At 42.1% G+C, this 23956-nt stretch carries 22 protein-coding genes; 18 read left to right on the forward strand and 4 right to left on the reverse strand.

Annotated features, from left to right (window positions below):
* Positions 1-168: 168 nt before the first annotated feature.
* Positions 169-2124, reverse strand: coding sequence for an ABC-F family ATP-binding cassette domain-containing protein (locus tag HQN88_RS15085; protein WP_173113309.1), 1956 nt, complete (start codon positions 2122-2124; stop codon positions 169-171).
* Positions 2125-2363: 239 nt separating this feature from the next.
* Between HQN88_RS15085 and HQN88_RS15090 the strand changes: the two genes are divergently transcribed.
* The 8 genes from HQN88_RS15090 to groL all read left to right on the forward strand — a co-directional run bounded on the left by HQN88_RS15090 (position 2364) and on the right by groL (position 8858).
* Positions 2364-2996: a 5-formyltetrahydrofolate cyclo-ligase gene (locus HQN88_RS15090; protein ID WP_173113312.1), complete on the forward strand. Its 633-nt coding sequence runs from the start codon at positions 2364-2366 to the stop codon at positions 2994-2996.
* A 16-nt stretch (positions 2997-3012) separates the two neighbouring features.
* A complete protein-coding gene (gene moaC, locus HQN88_RS15095; protein WP_274318746.1) occupies positions 3013-3507 on the forward strand; it encodes a cyclic pyranopterin monophosphate synthase MoaC in 495 nt (164 codons plus the stop codon).
* 108 nt (positions 3508-3615) lie between these two features.
* Positions 3616-4107 carry a MogA/MoaB family molybdenum cofactor biosynthesis protein gene (locus HQN88_RS15100; protein ID WP_056608535.1) on the forward strand — a complete coding sequence of 164 codons (492 nt, stop codon included), beginning with the start codon at positions 3616-3618 and terminating at the stop codon, positions 4105-4107.
* 75 nt (positions 4108-4182) lie between these two features.
* Positions 4183-5208, forward strand: a complete 1026-nt coding sequence (locus tag HQN88_RS15105; RefSeq protein ID WP_246320260.1) for a molybdopterin-binding protein — start codon at positions 4183-4185, stop codon at positions 5206-5208.
* Positions 5209-5266: 58 nt separating this feature from the next.
* A complete protein-coding gene (gene tatA / locus HQN88_RS38075) occupies positions 5267-5800 on the forward strand; it encodes a twin-arginine translocase TatA/TatE family subunit (RefSeq protein ID WP_173113315.1) in 534 nt (177 codons plus the stop codon).
* 87 nt (positions 5801-5887) lie between these two features.
* Complete coding sequence (gene tatC / locus HQN88_RS15115; RefSeq protein WP_173113998.1) at positions 5888-6628, forward strand: twin-arginine translocase subunit TatC; 741 nt, start codon at positions 5888-5890, stop codon at positions 6626-6628.
* 244 nt (positions 6629-6872) lie between these two features.
* A complete protein-coding gene (gene groES / locus HQN88_RS15120; RefSeq protein WP_028553854.1) occupies positions 6873-7154 on the forward strand; it encodes a co-chaperone GroES in 282 nt (93 codons plus the stop codon).
* A gap of 75 nt (positions 7155-7229) precedes the next feature.
* Positions 7230-8858 (forward strand): chaperonin GroEL, encoded by a 1629-nt coding sequence (groL, locus tag HQN88_RS15125; RefSeq protein ID WP_028553855.1) that lies wholly within the window; start codon positions 7230-7232, stop codon positions 8856-8858.
* Positions 8859-9019: 161 nt separating this feature from the next.
* Here the strand turns inward: groL and HQN88_RS15130 are convergent, their stop codons facing one another.
* Both HQN88_RS15130 and HQN88_RS15135 read right to left on the reverse strand, forming a co-directional pair.
* Complete coding sequence (locus HQN88_RS15130) at positions 9020-9241, reverse strand: hypothetical protein (RefSeq protein WP_173113318.1); 222 nt, start codon at positions 9239-9241, stop codon at positions 9020-9022.
* 18 nt (positions 9242-9259) lie between these two features.
* Entirely contained in the window at positions 9260-9556 is a 297-nt protein-coding gene (locus HQN88_RS15135) for a hypothetical protein (protein WP_173113321.1), read from the reverse strand.
* A gap of 266 nt (positions 9557-9822) precedes the next feature.
* Here HQN88_RS15135 and HQN88_RS15140 point away from each other — a divergent pair, with 266 nt between their 5' ends.
* The 3 genes from HQN88_RS15140 (at position 9823) to HQN88_RS15150 (ending at position 14934) form a co-directional block, all read left to right on the forward strand.
* Complete coding sequence (locus HQN88_RS15140) at positions 9823-10065, forward strand: hypothetical protein (RefSeq protein WP_173113324.1); 243 nt, start codon at positions 9823-9825, stop codon at positions 10063-10065.
* Between the two features lie 118 nt (positions 10066-10183).
* Positions 10184-11758, forward strand: coding sequence for an SWIM zinc finger family protein (locus HQN88_RS15145; protein WP_173113327.1), 1575 nt, complete (start codon positions 10184-10186; stop codon positions 11756-11758).
* The gene (locus HQN88_RS15150) at positions 11755-14934 is read left to right on the forward strand and encodes a DEAD/DEAH box helicase (protein WP_173113330.1); all 3180 of its coding nucleotides are present in this window, start codon (positions 11755-11757) and stop codon (positions 14932-14934) included. The genes HQN88_RS15145 and HQN88_RS15150 overlap by 4 nt, the downstream gene beginning before the upstream one ends.
* A 106-nt stretch (positions 14935-15040) precedes the next feature.
* On the opposite strand, the gene HQN88_RS15155 is transcribed toward HQN88_RS15150, so the two are convergent.
* Positions 15041-17569 carry an O-antigen ligase family protein gene (locus HQN88_RS15155; RefSeq protein WP_173113333.1) on the reverse strand — a complete coding sequence of 843 codons (2529 nt, stop codon included), beginning with the start codon at positions 17567-17569 and terminating at the stop codon, positions 15041-15043.
* Positions 17570-17818: 249 nt separating this feature from the next.
* On the opposite strand from HQN88_RS15155, the gene HQN88_RS15160 reads away from it, so the two are divergent.
* The 7 genes from HQN88_RS15160 to HQN88_RS15190 are packed head-to-tail and all read left to right on the forward strand — an operon-like array spanning position 17819 to position 23944.
* Positions 17819-18595: an ABC transporter permease gene (locus HQN88_RS15160; RefSeq protein WP_173113335.1), complete on the forward strand. Its 777-nt coding sequence runs from the start codon at positions 17819-17821 to the stop codon at positions 18593-18595.
* Positions 18596-18611: 16 nt separating this feature from the next.
* The gene (locus HQN88_RS15165) at positions 18612-19346 is read left to right on the forward strand and encodes an ABC transporter ATP-binding protein (protein ID WP_173113338.1); all 735 of its coding nucleotides are present in this window, start codon (positions 18612-18614) and stop codon (positions 19344-19346) included.
* Between the two features lie 21 nt (positions 19347-19367).
* Positions 19368-20357, forward strand: coding sequence for a hypothetical protein (locus tag HQN88_RS15170; RefSeq protein WP_173113341.1), 990 nt, complete (start codon positions 19368-19370; stop codon positions 20355-20357).
* On the forward strand, positions 20350-21186 hold the full coding sequence (locus HQN88_RS15175) for a sulfotransferase family 2 domain-containing protein (protein ID WP_173113345.1): 837 nt from the start codon (positions 20350-20352) through the stop codon (positions 21184-21186). The genes HQN88_RS15170 and HQN88_RS15175 overlap by 8 nt, the downstream gene beginning before the upstream one ends.
* 23 nt (positions 21187-21209) lie before the next feature.
* On the forward strand, positions 21210-22403 hold the full coding sequence (locus HQN88_RS15180) for a glycosyltransferase (RefSeq protein ID WP_173113348.1): 1194 nt from the start codon (positions 21210-21212) through the stop codon (positions 22401-22403).
* A gap of 21 nt (positions 22404-22424) precedes the next feature.
* Complete coding sequence (locus tag HQN88_RS15185; protein WP_173113351.1) at positions 22425-22832, forward strand: sugar 3,4-ketoisomerase; 408 nt, start codon at positions 22425-22427, stop codon at positions 22830-22832.
* Between the two features lie 11 nt (positions 22833-22843).
* On the forward strand, positions 22844-23944 hold the full coding sequence (locus HQN88_RS15190; protein ID WP_173113354.1) for a DegT/DnrJ/EryC1/StrS family aminotransferase: 1101 nt from the start codon (positions 22844-22846) through the stop codon (positions 23942-23944).
* Positions 23945-23956: the final 12 nt, after the last annotated feature.

Consider the following 23956-nt stretch of genomic DNA (forward strand, 5'->3'; position numbering starts at 1 on the left):
TAGGAAGGGGATTCTAGGAGATTTCAAGATAAGATAGAGAATATATGCTGCTCCTGTGGGTAACTTTGAACATTTTGTGAACTTGTCCACAGGATGATGCCCCGATTCCCCCAAAACCCGATCAAACAATAAAAAAGCCCACATCATCCGATGTGGACTCTCGCTATTTTAGGCCAATAAAACTTCCCATTCCTCATAACATGCCGCAAGTGAACTCTTACGTTTATCAACCTCGGCCGTTTTCTCCTGAACGAGCATATAGTCGTTATACACAGCAGGATCAGCAAGCTCAGCTTCAAGCGCTGTAACTTCTTCTTCAAGTCGAGCAATATCGAGCTCTAGCTGTTCTAGCTTCCGCTGACGACTGCGTTCCTCACGCTTAGCTAGCTTGTCCGCCTCGTAACTGCCACCACTAACAGGCTCCACTTTCACCGCAGCAACGGAAGATGCACTTCCGGCAGATTTCTTCTCCGCCTCTTTGGCTAGACGCTTCGCTTCCATTTCAGCAAGCTCCGCTTTTTTCTCTACATAGTCGTCATAGTTGCCTAGATAGCTCGTTAAGCCATCCTTTTGCAGATCGAGCATGCTCTCTGCCATTTTATTAAGGAAATACCGGTCATGGGAGATGAATAACAAGGTGCCCTCGTAATCCATCAAAGCGGACTCCAACACTTCTTTACTATATAAATCCAGATGGTTGGTAGGCTCATCGAGAATCAATACATTGGCCTTCTGAAGCATGAGCTTAGCGAGGGAGACACGGGCTTTTTCCCCACCGCTTAATGCAGTGATCTTCTTGAATACATCCTCGCCGCTGAAAAGAAAGCTGCCAAGCACCGTGCGAATACGCGCTTCTTCCAAATGGGGATACGTGTTCCACACTTCCTCCAACACGTTGTTGGACGGGTTCAAACCTTTCTGCTCTTGATCGTAATAGCCGATCGTGACACCAGCGCCCCATTTGAACGTACCCGCATCTTGCTTGTGCTGACCGATTAAGGTTTTGAGGAGGGTGGATTTCCCGACCCCATTAGGCCCGATAAGCGCAGCGGTTTCGGAACGGCGAAGCTGGAACGAGACACCGTCAAGAAGACGTTTTTTGCCATCATATGATAGAGAAATCCGGTCTACTTGCAGAACTTCTTTTCCTGAAGTTTGTTCAATTTCAAAAGAGAACGAGGCGCGTTTCAAATCGCCCATGGGCTTGTCCAAACGGTCCATTTTCTCCAATTGCTTACGGCGGGACTGGGCTCTCTTCGTCGTCGAAGCACGCACGATATTGCGTTGCACGAAATCCTCGAGTTTAGAGATCTCCTCTTGCTGCTTTTCAAACTGTTTTAATTCAATTTCATAATTCGCTTCTTTAATCTCGATAAAACGGGAATAATTGCCCGTATACCGTTTGGATGCGTGGCGTTCGATTTCATAAATGGACGTCACCAACGCGTCAAGGAAATACCGGTCATGTGATACGACGAGAATAGCGCCAGGATAGCCGCGGAGATAGCCTTCGAGCCACGTCAATGTGGCGATATCCAAATGGTTGGTAGGCTCATCGAGCATGAGCAGATCAGGTTCTTCCAGCAGCATTTTAGCTAGAGCCAATCTTGTCTTCTGCCCTCCGCTGAGGGTGTTGACCAAAGTCTCTGGTGCGAACTGCCCAAAGCCCATCCCGTGCAAAATACCGCGAATCTTAGCCTCAATTTCATAGCCGCCATGCTCACGAAACCATTCGGAGCGCAGCGCATACCGATTCATGGTGGATTCATATTTCTTCTCATCGGAGATGAGGTCAGGGTCAGCCATCAAGGCTTCGAGCTCACGCAGCTCGCGCTCTGTCTCCAATAAAGAACTGAATACGCTAAGCAGCTCATTCCAAATGGATTTATCGGTGTTAAGTCCGCTGTTTTGCTTGAGATAGCCGATCTTGGTTTCTTTTGCTTTGAAAAGATCACCGCTATCATAGGACATCTCGCCCGCAATGATTTGAAGAAGGGTGGACTTCCCGGCACCATTGACTCCAACGAGTCCGATGCGTTCCCGATTTTCAATTTGAAGCGTTATATTAGAGAGTACGGAGCGTACCCCATAGCTTTTGGATATGTTAGAAACTTGTAATAGCATGTTGCTGCTACCTCCTGCGTTTTAGATACATATTAATGTAAGAACCTAATTAAGTTGACCTTCGATCGCTGTTTCAATCCCATCAAATCATTAGTATACACGAAGAATGAGGGCAACGCCTGCATAATTTAGACATGAAATATAGGCCATTCGGCGGGGACTCTGGTACGAGTATAGTTTTTTACTTTATTTATGTTAAAATGGGGGAAACCACTCCTCGTTAGGAAGGGCTGTAGCTTATGATGAACATCCGAGAGCGGAAAATAGAATTACGTAAGGAAATGGAAACACGACGTGCTTCGATTATTGCTGACATCCGTGATGAGAAGCAACAACTAATCAACCAAAGAATGGTGAAGCTATGTTCGGATAAGCTGTTTGAACAGGGACAAATACCGTCCAATTCTCAGCCTACGCTGATGAGCTATATGCCTTTTCGTTCTGAACCCGACGTTGCACCATTAATGGAATGGTGCTGGCAGCAGGGAATTCGTGTGCTGATACCGAAGGTAGTAGCAGATACGAAAACGATGAACTTGCACATCATAAGCCGCTATGAAGACCTCGAAAGTGGTGCTTATGGGATTAGAGAGCCGCGGGGTGATGTTCCCATTGAACTCGATTTGGGCACGATATCCATGATTGTTGTGCCAGGCTTAGCCTTTGATCTAGATTTCGGTCGCTTGGGTTACGGCGGCGGCTTTTATGATCGGTTTATGCAGTTATTCGCTGCGCGCGGTTTGAAAAGACCTTTTGCTGTTGCAGCTGCTTTCGATAATCAATTGATTCCTGCGGTTCCTTCTTCATGGCATGATTTCCGCGTGGATGGCATCGTAACCGAAAGTAAAATGGTGTTCAAAACAGAAACCTAATATAGAGGTGATTGCAGTGCCCGATTCTTCACCATTGACGCATTTTAATGAACAGGGACGAGCGCGAATGGTCGACATATCGGATAAAGATGAGACGAAACGCACGGCCACAGCTCGCTCTACCTTATTAATGAAGTCAGACACGCTTGATTTAATCATCCAAGGTAAAATGAAAAAAGGCGATGTCCTCGCCGTGGCTCAGGTGGCTGGCATCATGGCCGCCAAGAAAACGTCAGACTGGATACCGATGTGCCATCCCATAGCCTTAACTGGGGTCGATATACAGTTTTCGAATAATGGCATCAATGAACTTTACATAGAAGCAACTGTACGTACTACAGGTCCTACAGGGGTAGAAATGGAAGCTCTAACGGCTGTTTCTGCCGCGGCATTAACCGTGTATGACATGTGCAAAGCTGTAGAGAAAGACATGATCATCAACTCGACGCTGCTTGTAATGAAAACAGGCGGTAAGAACGGGGATTTTCACAGGCAAGACAACAAAGCGTGAGGGACTTAGTTCCAGTGCCAACACACCGAGAATCGGGTGAGGTTCTGTGTATCACGCCGGTTAGTGGGTTGATCTCATTCAGTGAACACAAGGGAGAGGTGACGAAGGATGCACTGGAAAGTTGCGATTTTGACAGCCAGTGACCGCGGTTACCGAGGAGAACGAGAAGACACTAGCGCTCAGGTAATCCGCGAGCTGATTGAAGAGGAAATTCAAGGTGAGATCATCGAGTACCGGGTCGTTCCGGACGAGATGGACGAAATTATGGCTTCGTTAATCGAAATGACTGATTATTATCAAGCAGATTTAATATTAACAACAGGCGGAACAGGTTTGGCTCCGCGCGATGTCACACCAGAAGCAACGCTCAATGTCATTGACCGTGTTGCACCTGGCTTTGCTGAGGCGATGCGTATGATCTCGATGCAAAAAACGAAAAAAGCGATGCTCTCCAGAGCAGTCTCTGGCATTCGCGGACGCACGTTGATTATTAATTTGCCAGGTAGTCCGAAAGGTGTGCAAGAGAATTTGATGGCGATCATTGATCAACTTCCACATGCGCTGGGTATTCTGACAGGCAAAGAAGGCGATCACGGGTGAATGTGAACATGAAGCGTGTAAGCTACCCCATGATGAAGTATGGAGTAATAGGAACAAGTCAGAAGGTGACTCGTGATGAGTAAAGATACTTCCATGCTGCGCGAGGTGAAAGTGGAAGATGCGATCGGCATGATTCTGCAGCACGACCTCACGCAGATCTTGCCAGGCGAGTTCAAAGGCCGTCTATTCCGCAAAGGTCATCAAGTGACCGAGGCGGATATTCCGGCCCTGCTCAGCATCGGCAAGGAGCACATCTATGCGATGGAGCTGCAGCCCGGCTATCTCCATGAGGATGAGGCTGCCTTGCGCATGGCGCGGGCGATTGCGGGAACAGATAAGTGCTCAGACCTCAGGCTTACTGATCCGCATGAAGGCAAAGTGAACGTGAAGACGGAGATTCACGGTTTGGTGAAGATCGATAAAGTGTTCGTTGACAGCGTGAACGCTATCGATGAGGTCGTGATGTCGACGATTCGCAGCAACACGGTCGTTCAGGGAGGTGCTTCGCTGGTCGGTACGCGGGTCATCCCGCTGATCGTCGACGAAGCGAAGGTTGTTGAGGTCGAGCGGCTAGCCGCGGCTCGACGTGAGGAGGGCTTCACCTTGCTTGAGGTGAAGCCGTTTCGCAAGCTGCGCGTCGGCGTAATTACGACGGGCAGCGAGGTCTTCAAGGGCCGAATCAAGGATAAATTCGGCCCGGTTGTGAAAGAGAAGGTCGCGCAGCTCGGCTCCGAGGTTGTTGATCAACGCTTCGTGTCGGATGACAGCGAAGCGATTGTGGGTGAGATCCACGCGCTAGCCGCGCTAGGCGTGGATTTGGTGTTGGTCACGGGCGGCATGTCCGTGGACCCGGATGATCGCACGCCGGGTGCGATCAAGGCGGCCGGCGCCCGCGTGGTCAGCTACGGCACGCCGATGCTGCCGGGCTCGATGCTGATGATCGCCTATCTAGGCGATCTGCCGATCATGGGCCTGCCGGGTTGTGTGATGCACGACCCGTACACGTCCTTTGATGTGCTGCTGCCGCGCATATGCGCAGGTGAAGAGATCGTGCGTAGTGACATCACGGAGATGGGCTACGGCGGATTTTATCAATGTTAGAAGATCTTTATTTTACTTTCTTTGATTCATAACGCAACACATAACGGAGATGAAGTTCATGTTTCAAAATGTAGGATTTACCGAGATCTTATTGATCGCGATCGTCGCTCTTGTTCTTTTCGGACCGCAAAAGCTGCCGGAGATCGGCAGAATGCTGGGTAAGACGTTAAGAGATTTCAAGCAAGCGACGAATGAACTGATGAGTGACGAGCCCAAAGCACCGCTAGCATCCAAAACACCCGTTGTACCTGACCCGGTTACACCTGTGGAGGTTGCTAGCGTGGTTGCAACCCATGACGTTACTGAGCCATCTCTTACACCGTCGCCATCAAAACAAGGCTCAATGGACGCTGTAGCTGAGATTAAAGTGGAGGTCGAATCAACGAGCTCACCTACGGTGAAGCCTGCTGTGACTTTCGTATCTAACAAGTCTTCAGAGGTCGTCCATTTTACTGGGACGGCTGTTGAAGCGGTAGCCCCACAAGCAGACAGCGATGTGTTGTCCTCCGCTCCTGCACAAGCCTCGGCCCCTACCCCGGCGCCAGCGCAGCAGTCAGGCAATACAGGCAATTCACGGCGGTTACCGGATTAGTTTTTTGACACACAGATGAACAGTGGTTCAGCCTTGCAGGCTGTATTCACTAGATTAGGTAGGTGAAATCGGTTGAAAAATGAAGAAATGTCTCTCGTGGAGCACCTTGGTGAGTTGCGCAAGCGCATCATGTGGATATTAGTTGTTCTGGTCATTGGCATGGTAGGTGGGCTTGTTGCTGCGAAACCTGTCATTCGGTATCTGAAAAGTATCCCTCCTGCGAAAGAAATTGGTTGGAACGTTTTCTCACCTTGGGATTCCTTGCGTTTGTATATGAATTTTGGTTTAGCTGTAGGTCTTCTAATTACTTTACCCGTTATCCTTTACCATATATGGGCTTTCGTTAAGCCAGGCTTGCGGGAGACGGAGCAGAAGGCTTCACTCCTCTACGTACCCTACGCATTCTTGCTCTTTTTAGTGGGACTTTCTTTCGGGTATTGGGTCGTGTTTCCGATGGCGTTTTATTTTACTTCGTCGATTAGTAAAAGTCTAGAAATTACGGAGATGTACGGTGCTGCGCAGTATTTTACCTTCATGTTTAACATCATTCTTCCGTTAGCCTGTGTCTTTGAGATGCCGATCGTTGTGATGTTTCTCACGAAGATTAAGCTGCTGAATCCGAAGCGTCTGCATAAGTTTAGAAGGTATGCTTACATGCTGATGGTTATTCTAGCAACGGTTATTACGCCGCCTGATGCCATTTCAGCAATATTAGTTTCAGTTCCGCTCATTATTTTATATGAATTCAGTGTCTTCATGTCCGGCTTCATTTATCGCAAACAGCTTGCAAACGAAGCTGCTTGGGAACTGGAGTTTGGTCCTAAATGAGGAAATGGTTAAACACAGTCCGCCTTCATGGCGGGCTATTTTTTTTCATTTACAGAGGGAATAATTGGTTATCATTTGGGTAGAATGAGGGGGGGGTCCATAAGAATGAAAAATGTGTAAAAGGACTTGCAAATTACTCCCAGAATGAGTATCATAAGAGGTGTTGTTAGCACTAAACACATTCGAGTGCTAATAACGAAGAAATATAACCCAAGACCAATTTTCTAAAGGAGGCTATTTTTCCATGATCAGACCGTTAGGTGATCGAGTTATCATTGAAGCCGTTGCGAAAGAGGAGACTACAGCAAGTGGCATCGTGCTGCCAGATACAGCTAAAGAAAAACCACAAGAAGGTAAAGTTGTAGCCGTTGGCGCTGGCGCGTTGAAAGATGGCGTACGTGTTCCGCTTGAAGTAAGCGAAGGCGACCGCATCATTTTCTCCAAATACGCTGGAACTGAAGTGAAATACGAAGGCCGCGAACTGTTGATCTTGCGCGAAAGCGACATCCTCGCTGTATTAGCCTAAGTTAGAGCAGCATATAGATCGGCTTTACGTTATTACCAATTTATTTAGGTTTTTAATTAGAGGAGGTTTCCTATCGTGGCAAAAGAAATTAAGTTCAGTGAAGACGCACGCCGCGCGATGCTTCGCGGGGTAGATGCTTTGGCGAATGCCGTTAAAGTAACACTAGGTCCAAAAGGCCGTAACGTTGTACTTGAGAAAAAATTCGGTAGCCCGTTGATTACAAATGACGGTGTAACTATCGCGAAAGAAATCGAACTTGAAGATGCTTTCGAAAACATGGGAGCTCAACTTGTTAAAGAAGTTGCTACCAAAACTAACGATGTTGCCGGAGACGGTACAACAACTGCAACGGTTCTTGCGCAAGCTATGATCCGTGAAGGTCTGAAAAACGTTACTGCAGGCGCTAACCCAATGGTTATCCGCAAAGGTATCGAGAAAGCTGTTAAAGCGGCTGTAGAAGAGCTTCAAGCTATCGCGAAGCCAATCGAAGGCAAACAATCCATCGCACAAGTAGCGGCAATCTCTGCTGCTGACGAAGAAGTAGGCGAATTGATCGCTGAAGCTATGGAGAAAGTTGGTAAAGATGGTGTTATCACAGTTGAAGAATCCAAAGGCTTCTTGACGGAGCTTGAGGTTGTAGAAGGTATGCAATTCGACCGTGGGTACACATCCCCATACATGATCACAGATACGGATAAAATGGAAGCAGTTCTGGACAACCCGTACATCTTGATCACTGACAAAAAAATCTCGAACATCCAAGAAATCTTGCCTGTTCTTGAAAAAGTGGTTCAATCCGGTAAGCAACTTCTGATCATTGCTGAAGATGTTGAAGGCGAAGCGCAAGCTACGCTTGTCGTTAACAGACTTCGTGGCACATTCACTTGCGTAGCTGTTAAAGCTCCTGGTTTCGGTGACCGTCGTAAAGCGATGTTGGGTGATATCGCTGCTCTAACAGGTGGCCAAGTGATTACAGAAGAGCTTGGATTGGATCTGAAATCCACTACTCCTGACCAATTGGGTAGCGCTCGTCAAATCCGTGTTACCAAAGAAAACACTATCATCGTTGATGGTGCTGGTAACCCACAAGATATCAAGGCTCGTGTTACACAAATTCGTTCCCAATTGGAAGAAACAACTTCCGACTTCGATAAAGAAAAATTGCAAGAGCGTTTGGCTAAACTTTCTGGCGGCGTAGCTGTTATCAAAGTTGGCGCAGCGACTGAAACTGAATTGAAAGAGCGCAAACTTCGCATCGAAGATGCTTTGAACGCGACTCGTGCAGCAGTTGAAGAAGGTATCGTTTCTGGTGGTGGTACTGCCCTAGTTAACGTTTACAACGCAGTAGCGAAAGTAGTAGCAACTGGTGATGAGCAAACGGGTGTTAACATCATCCTTCGTTCCCTTGAAGAGCCAGTTCGCACAATCGCAGCTAACGCTGGTCAAGAAGGCTCCGTTATCGTTGAGCGCTTGAAAAACGAAAAAGTAGGCATCGGCTACAATGCAGCAACTGGACAATGGGTAAACATGTTCGAAGCTGGTATCGTTGACCCTGCAAAAGTTACGCGTTCCGCACTTCAAAACGCAGCATCTGTTGCAGCTATGTTCTTGACAACAGAAGCGGTTATCGCTGATAAACCAGAAGCTAACAAACCAGGCATGCCTGATATGGGCGGCATGGGCGGTATGGGCGGCATGATGTAAGAAGCTCTTAGAGCTTCTGCGCATGCAGAGAGAAAGACTCCTTCGGGAGTCTTTTTTTGTTTATCTAAATCGTAATGCAAGCATTTATTCGTTATTTTAGAACGTATGTTCTATTTTATCGAAATTAAAAAGCCCATAGGGCTACGAATGTTATCTGTTTTTTAAATTGTCGATTTTAATAGCGTGATCAACGAGTTGTTTATCGATTTAAAATGATGGGTTAATGTATGATGTTCTGTTATTAAATGTCTTTGAACAGCTTCTAATTGTCTGACATCATCACGTGTTTCTAGTACAGCTTGTCTAATTAAGGGAATGTCGGATGAAAGAGTTTTGATTTCTTTTAATTCTTCTGAAATTTGAATCAATATTTCCTCGCTCATGTGGACAGCCATCCTTTTCTAATGCTTTTGCTTTAGTAAGTAAAGGTCTTCTTCGGTCTTGGAGATCTTGTTTCTCTGGAAATCTAAGCGGTCATTAGTTGTGTGAATAGCAGCAAGAAGTCGGTTATCAGATTCGATATTCTCGATTTGATTTTCAGAAATCATTTTTTTAATTTCCGAAAAGTGTACACTTGTCTCTGATTGGAAATCTTCTAGTCGATTATTTGTAACTTGTAGTGAATTTTCAATGGATTGCACCTTATCTTCGACAGCCTGCAGTTTATCCAATATTTTGTTTAATAATTGTTCACTCATGCGATATGTCCTCCTTCCAAGTAAAAGTTGTTCATGTCTTCTAAATTATACAAGGTAATTCATAGGTTGTGAATTGATAACATAAATTCACTTTTGTTTACTCTTAGGCCATCGCCACATAGCCTGGCTACATCCATTCTGCTTGGACATTTATCTGCTTGGCCTACGCGCATTAGCCCATTTATCGAAAAGATAGGCATTGGTACACTCTCTGGACTAGGATTAGACGTATACTATCTCAAACTAACAGAGGAGTTGACGCATTCATGGCTTTACAACCAAATCAAGGAAAACAATTTCAGTGTCCACCAGCTGACCCTATAATGACAGATCCAGAAAGAGTAGTTAGAGATTTTTATCACCCACAAAAGGTTCAAGTCATTCATCCAATCCAGATTGTAAATCGCCATCACTGCTTACCAGTATATGAGCATGTGTATACCTGTACCGAAACTGATGAGTATTGCGGAACTCACCCGCATCCACATCAAGGTATGCTCAGGAAGTAACAGATAAGCACTTCTCGCTAAGAATCATTCGATGATTCTGGCGGGGGGTGTTTTTTTGTTAGGGGAGTTAATTATATAATAAGGGAAGGATGTTGATGAGGTAACGGGGGATAGGCACATGCAAGAGGTAGAGATTGACTGGACGTATTGGATTGAACGAATACGTCCTAAATTCGATAAAGTGATCATCGTGAGAGGTTGGGCCTATTACAATGAAGGTGTTGTAAGGGATATTCAAGTAGAGGGTAGCTCAATCATAAGAGCTAGAGTGGATGGAACCAAAAGTTACAAGGTTACCTTGGATCTCATGAGCTTCACAAAGAGCGGTTGCACGTGTCCTTACGGTTATAATTGTAAGCATATGGCTGCGGTGTTGTTTGAGTTTGCTGAGCAAGCGGGATATGATCCGGAGGAGTTTCGTTTTGGTAAAATGAAGGTAGCGAGGGTAGTGGATGATAACCTGCAGAAACCTAAGCTTAAGACTAGGCTGCCAGAGCCGACGGATAGCTGCGAGATGTGGCTGACTTTTTTTCATAAACAATATGGCAGTGCCAAGATTTATAATGCGTTCAGTCTCGAGGAAGTCTGTATGCGTGCGTGGCGTGAGCTCAATAAGCTGGCGGATACGTGGGAGCCGACTATTCGGGGTGTGTATGATATTCACGTGGTGCTGTATGTTATTCAACTATGCAATACGATGACGGGATCGAAGGCGATCACCTATGATTTTTATCAAAATACGAGCTATTATGTCAAACGTGTCCTGACCCATACTCGCGAACAATTGGAAGCGACGCTTCAAGAGCTGGATGTTAACAGGGCATACAAGCAATACGGTGGACATTTGAAGGAATTATCAGCTTATTTGGCTGACATTTGCGAGAATGGCTCAGGTTTGCACCTCTATGATTGGCTCGATTTGTATAAGCTGTTATGGTCGCAGTTATTTCAAGATAAGGATATGCTGGAGACAGAAAAGACTAGGCTTAGGCAGGTACTTGCGGATCCGCGAGCGAGTCAACAAGCGCGCCAAGTCGCTACTCTCGGTTCTATTCATTTGGATATTAGCGAAAATGAGGATGAAAATGCCTGGGAACGAGCAGACAGTGGGATGTTTGTCATTGGGCTAGACTATTGGTTCGATTATTTAAATGGGTTTGTTTTTGAAAGTCAGTGGGATCGTTTGCTGACCTGGTTGAGGTGGTTGAAACCGAAGATGATGTGGAACGAGCGAATGTATGCGAATGAGTTTTTGCATTACTGGCGTTTGGCAGCGGAACAGCGAGAAGTTGAGAAAGAGCAGAGGGACGTCATGATTTCGCTTTTACCTGCAAGCTATGATCACTACGCGAAATTCCTGCTGTCAAAAGGCGAGTACCAGGAATGGGCAGATCTCTGTCTTCTTTTGGATCTAACTACGGAACACATCGATGCAGCGCAGCTAAAACTCGTCGAGAAGGCGAATGTTCGCTTCCTGCTGCCAATCTATCATCACGCCATTGAAACATTCATACAGGGGAAAAATCGTCCCGATTATATACAAGCCATTAAACTCTTAAAGAAATTAGCGGCTGCTTATAAAAAGCTTAAGCTAACCCCTCGTTTCGAAGCTTACTTGGAGCAAATTGTGAAAGAATACGCTCGGTATCGTGCTTTCACGGAGGAATTGCGGAAAGGAAATTGGATACCATGATGACTTTGTCACCGATTCATATGAGAATTCAAAGGCTTGCATCGGGAAGTTTTGCTCTATATGGAGAAACGGAGCAGGCCAATGAGGTACCGGGATATGTGCTGCGCAAGCTGCTTTTTGCCTGGCATGAACGCTCATTCTATGGGACGCGGTTGGAAGTGACTCGGATTCCTTATGGTGATGCTATTGTACTATCTCCAGCTATGGCGTTGGATTACCTGCGTGCACCAGGTTTGCTTCTACATAGTCGTTTAACTTGGGATGAGGGATTTACGGAGTTGCAAAAAGGAGCACATTTTCTAAATGAGGCAATAGATTCTGGCTGGTATGTGCCATCCTACGAGCTTTGGCTGCAAGGGGAAAATGGCTGGAAGTTTAGACTGCCTGAAGAGCAAGTTGAGAGGTTTGGGGAGCTTTGCAATGGGGCATTTCCGGAAAGCTTTTGGCAGCGGTGGTTTAGCCGAATCGTTGAAGAGCTGCTTGAGACTGATGCGGATTTCAAGTTATCTCTAAAGTGGCATGGGTTAGTCCAAGAGCATAGACTGCTCCAAGTGAATGCCAAGGGGTTCGAGGATTTGCTGACTGAATCGGCTTGGATGCAGGAAGAGGACTGGCTCTTAGCAATTGGATGGATACAGGATGATGCGCCTTACCGCATCTGTGTGCAGCTCGTGGAACCCTACGCCGAGACATATGTCGACGGGACGACGACAGCTAAGGATAATGCAGCGGATTGGCGCCTGCGATTCATTGCACAGGACCGTCGGGATGCGAACCGATTCGTTGAGTTCAGCTCAACGGGGAATGTACTGACAGGGCTGGTGCCTGCTGCTTGGCAGAATGATATCTCGGATAAGCTTGATGAACAAACGAAACGTATTTTGCGGTTGCTGCCTGAGCTTGAGAGTGTATACCAGCCAGGCAAAATCATCGAGCAATTGTCGGATGATGAGGCGTGGACGTTTCTAACCGAATCGAGTCTGCAGCTTGTGGAGGCGGGAATCTCCGTTTTTTTACCATCATGGTGGGAAGAGATTCAGAAGATGGGGCGTCCTCAGTTGAAGGCAAAAATCAAAAGCTCAGTAGGCTCTACGCGAAAGGCTATGTTTGGCATGGATCAGATCGTGCAGTTCGATTGGCGTGTGGCACTAGGCGGTGTAGATTTGTCTGAGGAAGAATTTGCACAATTGGCATTGGAAAAGAAGCGCTTGATCTACATTCGAGGCAAATGGGTGCAGCTGGATCCTGCGCATTTGGAGCAGATTCGCGATACGATTCGGCAGGTCGAGAGGAAAAAGGGACTTTCCTTCCGGGATGTGTTGGAAATGCATCTGTCAGAAAGCGAGGAAGGTATCGCAGCGGACAGTGATGAGAAGGACAGGATTGTAGATGTTAAAGTAGAGCTAAATAGTCATCTGCGTGGTTTGATGAAACAGTTAGGTCAGACCAAGTCTATTCCACTTGTTGAGCGGATTGATGGTTTACACGCCGAACTTAGGCCTTATCAGGTACAAGGGGTGTCGTGGCTCCTTTTCCTGCGCAGTATGGGGTTAGGCGGCTGTCTGGCGGATGATATGGGGCTGGGGAAGACCATTCAGTTTATTGCTTATTTATTGAAGGTGAGGGAGGCAGGGGCGAAGTCAAGTTTAAATTCTGAATCAAATCCAAATCCAAATTCAGAGATAATTTCAAAATCAAAACCGTCATTGCTCATATGTCCGACCTCTGTGCTTGGTAATTGGCAGAAGGAGCTTGCGCGATTCGCGCCGACGCTTCAGATTCAACTTCATTATGGTGCGCAGCGGGCAAAAGGGGAAGCTTTCGAAGCATCGCTTAGTGATGCTGACTTAGTGATTACGTCCTATACGCTCGCACAGTTGGATGAAGAGGAGCTGTCGAGTGTCACATGGGACTCGCTCTGCTTGGATGAGGCACAAAATATCAAGAATGCTTATACGAAGCAGTCACAGGCGATACGTAAGCTAGAAGCAGGGCAGCGTATCGCTTTGACGGGCACACCAATTGAGAATCGATTGACTGAGTTGTGGTCGATTTTTGACTTTGCGAACCCGGGGTACCTGGGGACGTTGACTCATTTTAACCGCCAGTATGTAGGTCCAATCGAGAAGAACGGGGATGGTGCGAAAGAACTGACGGGGCGTGTACAACGTTTGATTAGGCCGTTCCTGCTGAGACGGCTTAAGAAGGATCCAGCGATTCAGCTGGACTTGCCAGATAAATATGAGGGAAAGGCGTATGTTCGCCTCACCACAGAGCAAGGGGCGCTGTATGAGAATGTCGTGCAGAGCTTGATGGAGAAGATTGAGGACTCCAGTGGGATCGAGAAGAAGGGGCTTATTCTTACCTCGTTGATGAAGTTGAAGCAGATTTGTGATCATCCAGGTTTGTTTTTGAGGGAGATTGGTGGAGCGGGTGTGAGAGCAGGCGAGAAAGCAGGATCGAATGCGAGCATGAAAGCAGGATTGAATGCAGACACGAAGGCAGGAACGAAAGCAGGCGTGAAAGCAGGTGCGAATGCAGGATCGAAAGCAGACACGAAAGCAGGAGCGAAAGCAAAAGAGGGGCGCGGCGCACTCGCCGCCGCGGAGATGAGAACACGCTCAGCGAAGCTGGAGCGGTTGGTTGAGATGATAGACGAACTCAGGAGCGAAGGAGGCAGCTGCCTCATCTTCACCCAGTTCGTCGAGATGGGCCACCTGCTGCAGGCTACGCTTGCGCAGGCGCTGGGAGAGCCCGTGCAGTTCTTGCACGGGGGGGTTAGTGCAGTGAAGCGCGATGCGATGATCGCGCGCTTCCAGGATGCGACGCTCCCCGCGGAGGAGCGTTGCCACATCTTCATCCTCTCGCTAAAAGCAGGAGGAACGGGGTTGAACCTGACAGCGGCGAATCATGTGTTCCACTATGACCGCTGGTGGAATCCCGCCGTGGAGAATCAGGCCACGGACCGCGCCTTCCGCATCGGGCAAACGCGCAACGTGCAGGTGCACAAGTTTGTTACGCTCGGCACGCTCGAAGAGCGAATCGACGAGATGATCGAGCGTAAGAAGGGCCTCAGTGACCAAATCGTCGGTACCGGCGAGAACTGGGTCACGGAGATGTCGACAAGCGAGCTGCGCGAGCTTTTTGCGTTAAGGCGTGAGTGGATTGAGAAGTGAGATCGAGTTTGTAACAAGAAAGCGATAGGCTATCCAACCTTGATGGTTGTAGCCTTTTTTTGCTTTATAGGGACAAAAAAAGTGCCACATCCCTGTGGCACCCTCTCTATTTAGCTGGAAAAACAGTTGCAACAATCGCATCAATATTCTGCTTCTCAGCTGGATCCTTCGCAATTAACTTGTTCATTAACGCTTGATCTGGGGTACCTTGTTTCTGCAAGATGGCCAGATACCAGCGGATTATTAGACGGTTCACCTGATCATCCATGTTCTCAGTTATATGTGGTTGAATCAGCGCGATAGCACCTTTAAAATCACCACGCATATAGCTAATTTGGCCAATATTGAGTGCCATCGATGGAGTGACTGCGAATTCACGTCCTTGCATTTGTTCTTTCGGTAAGTTTTTCAGGGAATCAATACGCGCAAGAACTTCGTTATACGTAGCAAGAGCATTCTCTAATTTCGAGTTGAACTCTTGTGCGTTGCCTTTGGCATTCGCTTCTCCTGCTAGCTCAATATTCAGTGAAATACTCTTCTCATACATATCCATATACCAAGGATAGTTTGGAATTTGAGCGTTTGACCATTCCAAAGCCCCTTGTTTATTCCCTTTGATGAGAAGCATGTTTAGCTGCTGCATGGCCACGACGCGGTTATGAGGCTCTTTTTTCAAAAGCTGACTCATTAAGTCTTGGGCTTGATTGAAAAATGGCTCACTCTTCGTAGGATCATTCGGGTTTTCCTTCTGCATTTGGCTATAAACTTGAAGGAGAAGTCCAATTCGACTCACTTGACCTGTTAACAAATAATCCGGATGACTAGGATGCAACGAAATGGCTTTGTCAAGAGGCTTCACAATCTGATTGTAATCTTTACTTGTTTTTATAACTTCAATAGTTTGCTTGTAGGAACTGTTGGCTGAAAGAAGCTGAGCTGAGATGAAGAACATCACAAGCGACAGTACCGCAATGCTTGCAGGGAATATCTTATGAATAAGGGCTGATTTTGACTTCAACCGCAGCTCGCCTGATGAGCTGTTGCTCAACATACCGCCTAGAGCAAGGAATAGAATCGCACCTAAGTAGACATAACTCAAATCAAAGTCAATCATACTGTGGACTAACAGGGAAGTCATGATAATGAAAAATAGGAAGTGCAGATCTCTCTTTTCCTGAGAACTTCGAATGTAACTCCGGATATAGATCCAACTAACGGCAATGACAAATCCGATAAAAGCTAGGAAACCAAGCGCACCGGCTTCAACCAAATATTGCAGAGCAAAGTTATGGGCTTGACGACTTGTGTATGGATTGTTTTGATATTTTTCATAAAGGGAAGCCCAAGCTCCGCCACCAGCACCAATGATCGGATAGTCGGACCATAGCTTAACAGCATCTTTATAAAACGTTCCACGCTCCAACACACTGTGCTGCTGGAAATTAATATTCTCAACACGAGTTTTGACATTCTCAGGAAGAATGTTTTTAAACCCAGTATCACTTAGAATAAGAATAGCTCCAACCACACCAATCAGGACAGCTGCGATCGGAAGAATAAATGTTGCATACTTCTTAGCATCAAATCGAGCTGTTATGCGCTCCAACCATGGCTCACCAAAGCGTTGAATAGCGACGGACAGTCCAGCAAAAACTAAGGAAGCGAGTAACAGAATCCACCAACCATGCCAAGATTCTGAAGCACTAGGTTGCTTTTGTAGCCCGATGCCAATATCCGTTACCTTTTCTAAAATAATTAGGGAAGTGCCGAACGCTAGTCCAAGTTGAACTAGAGCTAAGATCTGGCGACTCATTCGGAAGAAGAACATCATGATGAGGAATACCACTGGGATTACGACAATGGCCCCACGTGATAAGGTCAGCCAGAAAGAGATGATAGTTGGAATCAATAAAAATGCATGAATGAGAACTACATACCATTTACGAGATTTAATGATGAAGAATAAAGAACTAAGCGTTATTGTAATTAAAAAAGCTGCGTACGTATTGGCATACTGGAAGACTGAGGTTAAACGTAGTCCGTTGGAATCTGTCATGATTGCATCGCGGTACAGATTTGCATCGACTCCATCCATGAGCGCAAACCATCCGACAAGGTGTCCTGCGAAGGTTTTATTGCCTAACCAGTACAAAAGTCCAAATAACACGATGAAATATCCAGAGATCATGAATAATTGGCTAACTATCGACACGCCAAGCTTGTTTTTTGTCAAAAATACACCTAAAATGAAGAAAGTTGCATACAGCATTTGGATGTAAACCATATTTGTTGCCAAATAGTGAGATGCCGAGTTCGACAACGAGATAACATACGTAAGCGGCATGATGAAAACTAGAATAGTAAGTAAATCTTTCTTTTCTTGAAGCTTAAACACAAATAACGCTAGAATAGCAACAAGTAAAAGGATGATGGAGGACCACACGGAAGCGGAGTAAATGCTTCTCTCAAACTCAGATGTACCGCCATTAAACAGCGCCCTCTGAAAAGGTGCCCAGAACATAAATAAGCCCGTAAACACAGCCAATACCCAAAAGATGACAGAGCTTTTATCCGTCGTTATCGTTCCATTCGATTTTGCACGCGAAGCCGCGTAGGCATTCTTACTTGCACTCATTCCAGATAGTCTCCTTCATAATAACTAATGTTTTGATTCTTTGGTATATTATATAACATACATTCATTATTTCAAATTACATCTATGTTGTTAAAATTAATGAGGTTTTATTGGTTTGAGAAATGTACTTTTAAATCAGTGCACAGAATTTAATCGGCTATGAAACAATTTCAACGGACAAAGCGGAGTGTCAGGGTCAATGAGTGCATCGAAAAATTGTGAAGGATTGGGAGGCGGTTTAAAAACTTTATGAAATCATATATAGAAAATTTTATGAAATACAGATATTTACTTTATGAGTTAGTTGTTAATGATTTGAAAATTAAATATCGACGCTCTTTTTTAGGGATTCTATGGAGTGTCTTACAACCCCTAATGATGATGATTATTTTGACAATCGTATTTTCATCGGTTTTTAAAAGTAGTATAGAAAATTTTGCAGTATATGTATTTACGGGAAGAATCGTCTGGGATATATACTCCCAAGTAACTAGTTCTGCCCTAACTTCGATTATGAATAATGCTGGATTAATTAAAAAAGTATATGTGCCGAAATATATTTTCCCTATTTCTAAAGGTGTATCTGGCTTGGTCAATACCGCGTTTTCATTAGTTGCTTTGTTTATGGTTATGATATTTACAGGAGTGAAAATAAACTATTCTATTTTATTGTTTCCATTGCCAATTCTATATTTATTTTTATTTTCAATAGGTATTGGTTTGATTGTTGCCGCCTATTCAGTGTTTTTCAGGGATTTAAATTATTTATATGAATTATTACTTACAGCTTGGATGTATTTTACACCAATCTTTTATCCCGCTTCTATCATTCCAGAAGAAGTTAAGTTTATTGTAGATGCGAATCCTATTGCGTACTTCTTGCAAATGTTCAGGGATATAGTAATTTACGGGCAGGTACCCTCGCTGATGAGTCATGTTACATGTCTATCTATAGGGCTTGTTTCTTTATTATTAGGTGTATTTCTATTCTTTAAAAAACAAGATCGATTCATTCTACATATATAAAAAAAGAGGTTTGATCATGGAATCAAATATAGCAATTGATATTCAAAATGTTTCGATGCTGTACAACATAAGTACTGAAAAAGTAGACAGTTTAAAAGAGTACTTTGTAAGGATGTTAAAGGGGCAATTGTTTTATGAAGAATTTAAGGCATTAGAAGATATTTCATTCAGTATAAAAAAAGGCGAAGTCTTCGGTTTAATAGGTCTTAATGGAGCTGGGAAAAGTACATTGTTAAAGATTATAGCAGGAGTACTAAAACCAACAACAGGTAAAGTGAAAATCAATGGGGCTATAGCCCCGCTTATTGAATTAGGTGCAGGATTCAATTTTGATTTAACAGGTCGTGAAAATGTGTTTTTAAATGGTGCGGTTTTAGGCTATTCACGCCCATATATGAAAGAGATGTTTGATGAAGTGGCTGCATTTTCAGAGCTTGGGAAATTTATTGATGTACCGATTAAAAACTATTCTTCCGGTATGATTGCCAGGCTGGCTTTCTCAATTGCAACAGCGATAAAACCAGATATTTTAATTGTCGATGAAGTACTTTCTGTTGGGGATTATAAATTTCAAGAAAAAAGTAAGAAGCGTATTGAAGAACTTTTTACAGATGGTACAACAGTTGTTATTGTGTCACACTCAAAAGAGCAGATTGAGGAGCTTTGTAACCGTGTTATTTGGTTAGAAGAGGGGAAGATGAAAGAAATAGGGAACACGTCTGAAATAATGAGAAAATATAAGGAAAGCTAAAATTCTAGGTAAGGAGATTATATGGCATTTGTTAGGGATTTCTTAAAAAAAATGATTATTTGGGGTTTAAAACCTATTATTTTGAATATAACAAATGAAAAAAACCAATCTCTAGAAAATAATTTACAAGTAACAAATGAAAAAAACCAATCTCTAGAAAATAATTTACAAGTAACAAATGAAAAAAACCGATTTCTGGAAAAACAATTACAAGTAAATAATGGAAAAATTAAATATTTGGAAAATCAATTACAAGTAAATACTGAAAAAGTTCAATTTCTGGGAAGTCAGCTACAATTAGTACATGAGAAATTAAATTTTCTTGAAAATATTGTGAATGAAGAGAATAAAACAGTATGTAAAAAAAATCAGCATTTAGAAAAAAACATACAAACATTAAATGAAAAAATCCATTTGTCTGAAAGCTCTTTAAAAAATACAGTGGAAAATGTATTGAAACAAAATGATTACTATAATGATTTGCTGTATGAAATTGAAAATAAGATATGGAAAATAAATGAACGCTATAAAAATTACGACGATTATTTAAAATTAGATAATGCTGAAGAAAGCATTTTATGTTCTTATGTATTAATGTTAATGAAGAAAGAAATTAGTGAATTAATATATATGGATTTATCAAGTGGTGGTAGTTTAACTAGTAATACTTTTTACCTTTATAAAAGGGGTTCTAATGGTTTTATGTTGAAGGAAAATAAAATTAGAGAACGCGACAAATACATAGGGGATTTTGAAAGTTTGTCAGCCGAAATTAATGGTGGTATTGAAATTGATATTTTAAATGTTGATTCTAATTTTTATGCATGGTCAAATGAAATAGATTACAATAATTTAAAGCCTAAACTGATAATATATGACAAAAGTAATTTGATTGATGATAACAATGAATATGTTGAATACTTTATTGAAAAGTTAGGTTATTCAAAAATCGCATATACATCCAAAAATGTACTTTACATCATTGAAGCTGAAAGGGTCATAAATGACTAAACCTATTATTTTCCTACATATTCCAAAATCGGCAGGCACGAGCTTATGCGATTATTTAGGTCAATTTTATGATGATGAAGAGAATTATTTTAAATGTGCTTATAAATTTGGAACACCTCAAGATAAAGGGGGATATGAGAATGTTACATTTACTAATAATTTGAATGAAATAGCATCCAGGTATAAATTCATTTCGGGGCATTTTAACTTTGAATTAGCTCAAGAAGTTAGTAATCTCTTCAAAGAGAAGTATTTTGAGCATGCTATGGTTACTTTTTTAAGAGAACCTGCTTTAAGAATTATTTCTTGTTATAATTTCCTAGTAAAAATTAATTATTATATTGATGGTGGAATAGCTAAATACAGCCATCTTCCAGAGTCAATTTATTACTTATTTACGATTAAAAAAATATCATTTGAAGAATTTATTGAAATTTATGATAATATCCAAACAAAAACTTTTGCGAGCAAAAATCCAATGTGGTTTTTGTACAAGGAAAGAGCTAATATAGATGACTTGGAACTTGCAAAAATTAATTTAAGAAAATTTAATTTTATTGGTATTTTTGAGGAAATAGAAGCTTCCATTCATATACTATCAAAAAATATGGGATATAATAATACAACTTTTCCTAGATCTAATATAACAGATGATATTATTTTTAAACATGAGCCACCACAATATATGCAAAATATAAAATTTGAAAATCTTAGTAACAATACCAGGAATAAGTTGATGTTATTTAACGAACTTGATTATGAGCTTTATTATTTTGCTAAAAATATATTTAAAATGATTAAACAGGATGATTATAGTTGGAGACTATAATCGAATAGCTTAGGGGTGCCTTTATGAATTCACCATTAGTAAGTATTGTTATTTTGACGTATAATAATTATAAATACATACATGAGTGTATTAATTCATGTTTGTCGCAGACTTATAGTAATATTGAACTTGTTATTAGTAATGATGGCTCAAAGGATTTTAATTCGCCTGAGTTAGATGAATATCTAAGAATGAATAAAACCCCTAATATTAATAATTTCGTTATAAATAATAATGAAACCAATATTGGAACTGTAAAAAACGTTAATAAAGCAGTTAAAATGTCTTCCGGTAAATATTACCTTTTGATTGCAGGAGATGATGCCATTTATTCAGAGGATGTAGTACAAAAATATGTCGATTTCTATGAAGAACATTCAGAAGAATGTCTTGCGGTAGGAAAAGCATTAATGATGGATGAAAAATTAGATAAGGTTCTTTTTTACTACCCAGAAGAAAAAGATGAACCTTTTTTATATTCATGTACTACAAAAGAATTATTGAATGAGTTATGCAAACGTTATTTTTTTTCAACTTCAACGCTAGCACCGAGGGCATACTTAGATAAATATGGTTATTATGATGAAAATTATACTCTAATCGAAGACGTTCCTTTTTATGTCAAAGCATTGAATAGGGGGACACCTGTCAAATATTTAGGCTTTCCAATGTTAAAACATAGAGATGGTGGTATAAGTCATGGTAATACAAGGTATTCGTCAGAAAGTACACGATTATACTTACTTGATACCATGAAAGCTCTTACAGAAATGACTGATATAACATTTTTAAATGACGATGCTAAGACAAGAATTAGAACTGAATTAGTAGCCATTAAGCTAAAGTATTTCAAAGATTTTACTGTTAGGAATAAATCGAAAATTGGAAAAGCTATTGCTGTTTTGAATAGTAAGGATAAAGAATTAATATTAACTGTAATGCGAATTTTTTTAAATAAAGCTAAAGCTAAAATAATATCTAAGTTTTCTTTTTTTTACAAGCTTAGAATTAATTTGCAAGAAATTGCAAATTTTTCACTTAAAAAATTAAGTGGACTTGCTTTTCTTTGTTTTGTAATGTATCCACTTGATTGGGATATTCTTTTTGGATTTTCTTTGTCCACTATGAGGGAAGTTTTAGCATACTCTGGAGTATCCATTCTAGGTGTTATAGTTATTTTATATATGTATCGAAAGATACTAAGCTTACTTAAATAAATAATTATGTAGGAGATAATTATGTATAATACAGGAATTATCCGATTTAAATTATTTAATGATCTGTATGGTAAACTCAACCCCATTGAAGGTGGGATTGATATTCCATTTGAAATTAAACGAGTTTATTATATTTACGATGTACAAAGTGAAGTAGTTAGAGGGTTTCATTCTCATAAAAGACTTCACCAAGTACTCATTGCTTTAGGTGGTTCCATTAAAGTGCGACTAAAGACACCGGATGAGGAAGTGGTATACAAACTAGATAATCCTGGTGAAGGATTATATATCGGACCTAATATATGGCGGGAAATGTATGATTTTTCGAAGGGAAGCACCCTACTTGTTTTAGCATCTCAACCTTATGATGAATCCGATTATATAAGAAATTATGATCATTTTATTACAACAAATCCTTATCGTAGTTAGGAGTGGAACCATTGAATATTCCTTACGCAACAGTGAAATATATGCATGAAAGACTAAGACCAGAATTGGATAAAGCCTATAACGATGTATTAAATAAAGATTGGTTTATTAATGGAGAACAATGTAGACAGTTTGAAATAGAATGGGCTGATTATTGTTCGACAAGCTATTGTGTGGGCTGCGGTAATGGGTTGGACGCAATTGTTGCAGTATTAAAAGGATTTGGAATAGGCCAAGGAGATGAAGTAATCTTGCCAGCTAATACTTTTATTGCTACTGCACTTGCCGTTAATTATGCAGGTGCTACACCTGTACTTTGTGATGCGTTGCCCGATAGTTTTAATATTGATCCAACACAAATAGAAAAATTAATTACATCAAAAACAAAAGCGATAATTGCTGTTCAACTATATGGACAAGCATCTGATATGGAAGAATTATCAGTTTTGTCAAAAAAATATAATTTAAAGTTAATCGAGGATGCTGCTCAAGCCCACGGAGCTTTATATAACAATAAAAAAGTAGGCTCGCTTGCAGATGCAGCTACCTTCAGTTTTTATCCAGGCAAGAATCTAGGAGCATTAGGAGATGGCGGCGCTGTAGTCACCAATGACGCTAAACTGGCTAGTTATATACGCGAATATGTAAATTACGGTTCGTCAGTAAGATATCATCATAATCAAAAAGGTGCTAATTCTCGCCTGGATGAATTACAAGCAGCGTTCTTAAGAGTAAAGCTAAGATTTCTAGATGAATGGAATTTTGAACGTAATCAAATTGCTGATTTTTATCTGAAAAACATAAACAATCATTTAATAAAGCTTCCAAAAGTAATTGAAAATCGAAATCATGTATGGCATGTATTTGCAATTCAAACTATGTATCGAAAAGAGCTGCAAACTTTCCTTGATATGAATGGAATACAAACTCTTGTTCATTACCCAATACCGATACATTTACAGCAAGCATATAAAGATGCAGGCTACAAACAAGGTGATTTTCCAGTATCAGAAAAACTTTCTGAGTCTGAGCTAAGTATCCCTTTATTTATTGGAATGACGCAACAGCAAATAGAAAAAGTCGTTACTACTGTCAACAGATTTGAACTTTAAAAAGGTGAGACG

Origin of the sequence: Paenibacillus qinlingensis (assembly GCF_013204845.1) — a bacterium.
In the GTDB taxonomy this organism is placed as follows: Bacteria; Bacillota; Bacilli; order Paenibacillales; family NBRC-103111; genus Paenibacillus_E; species Paenibacillus_E qinlingensis.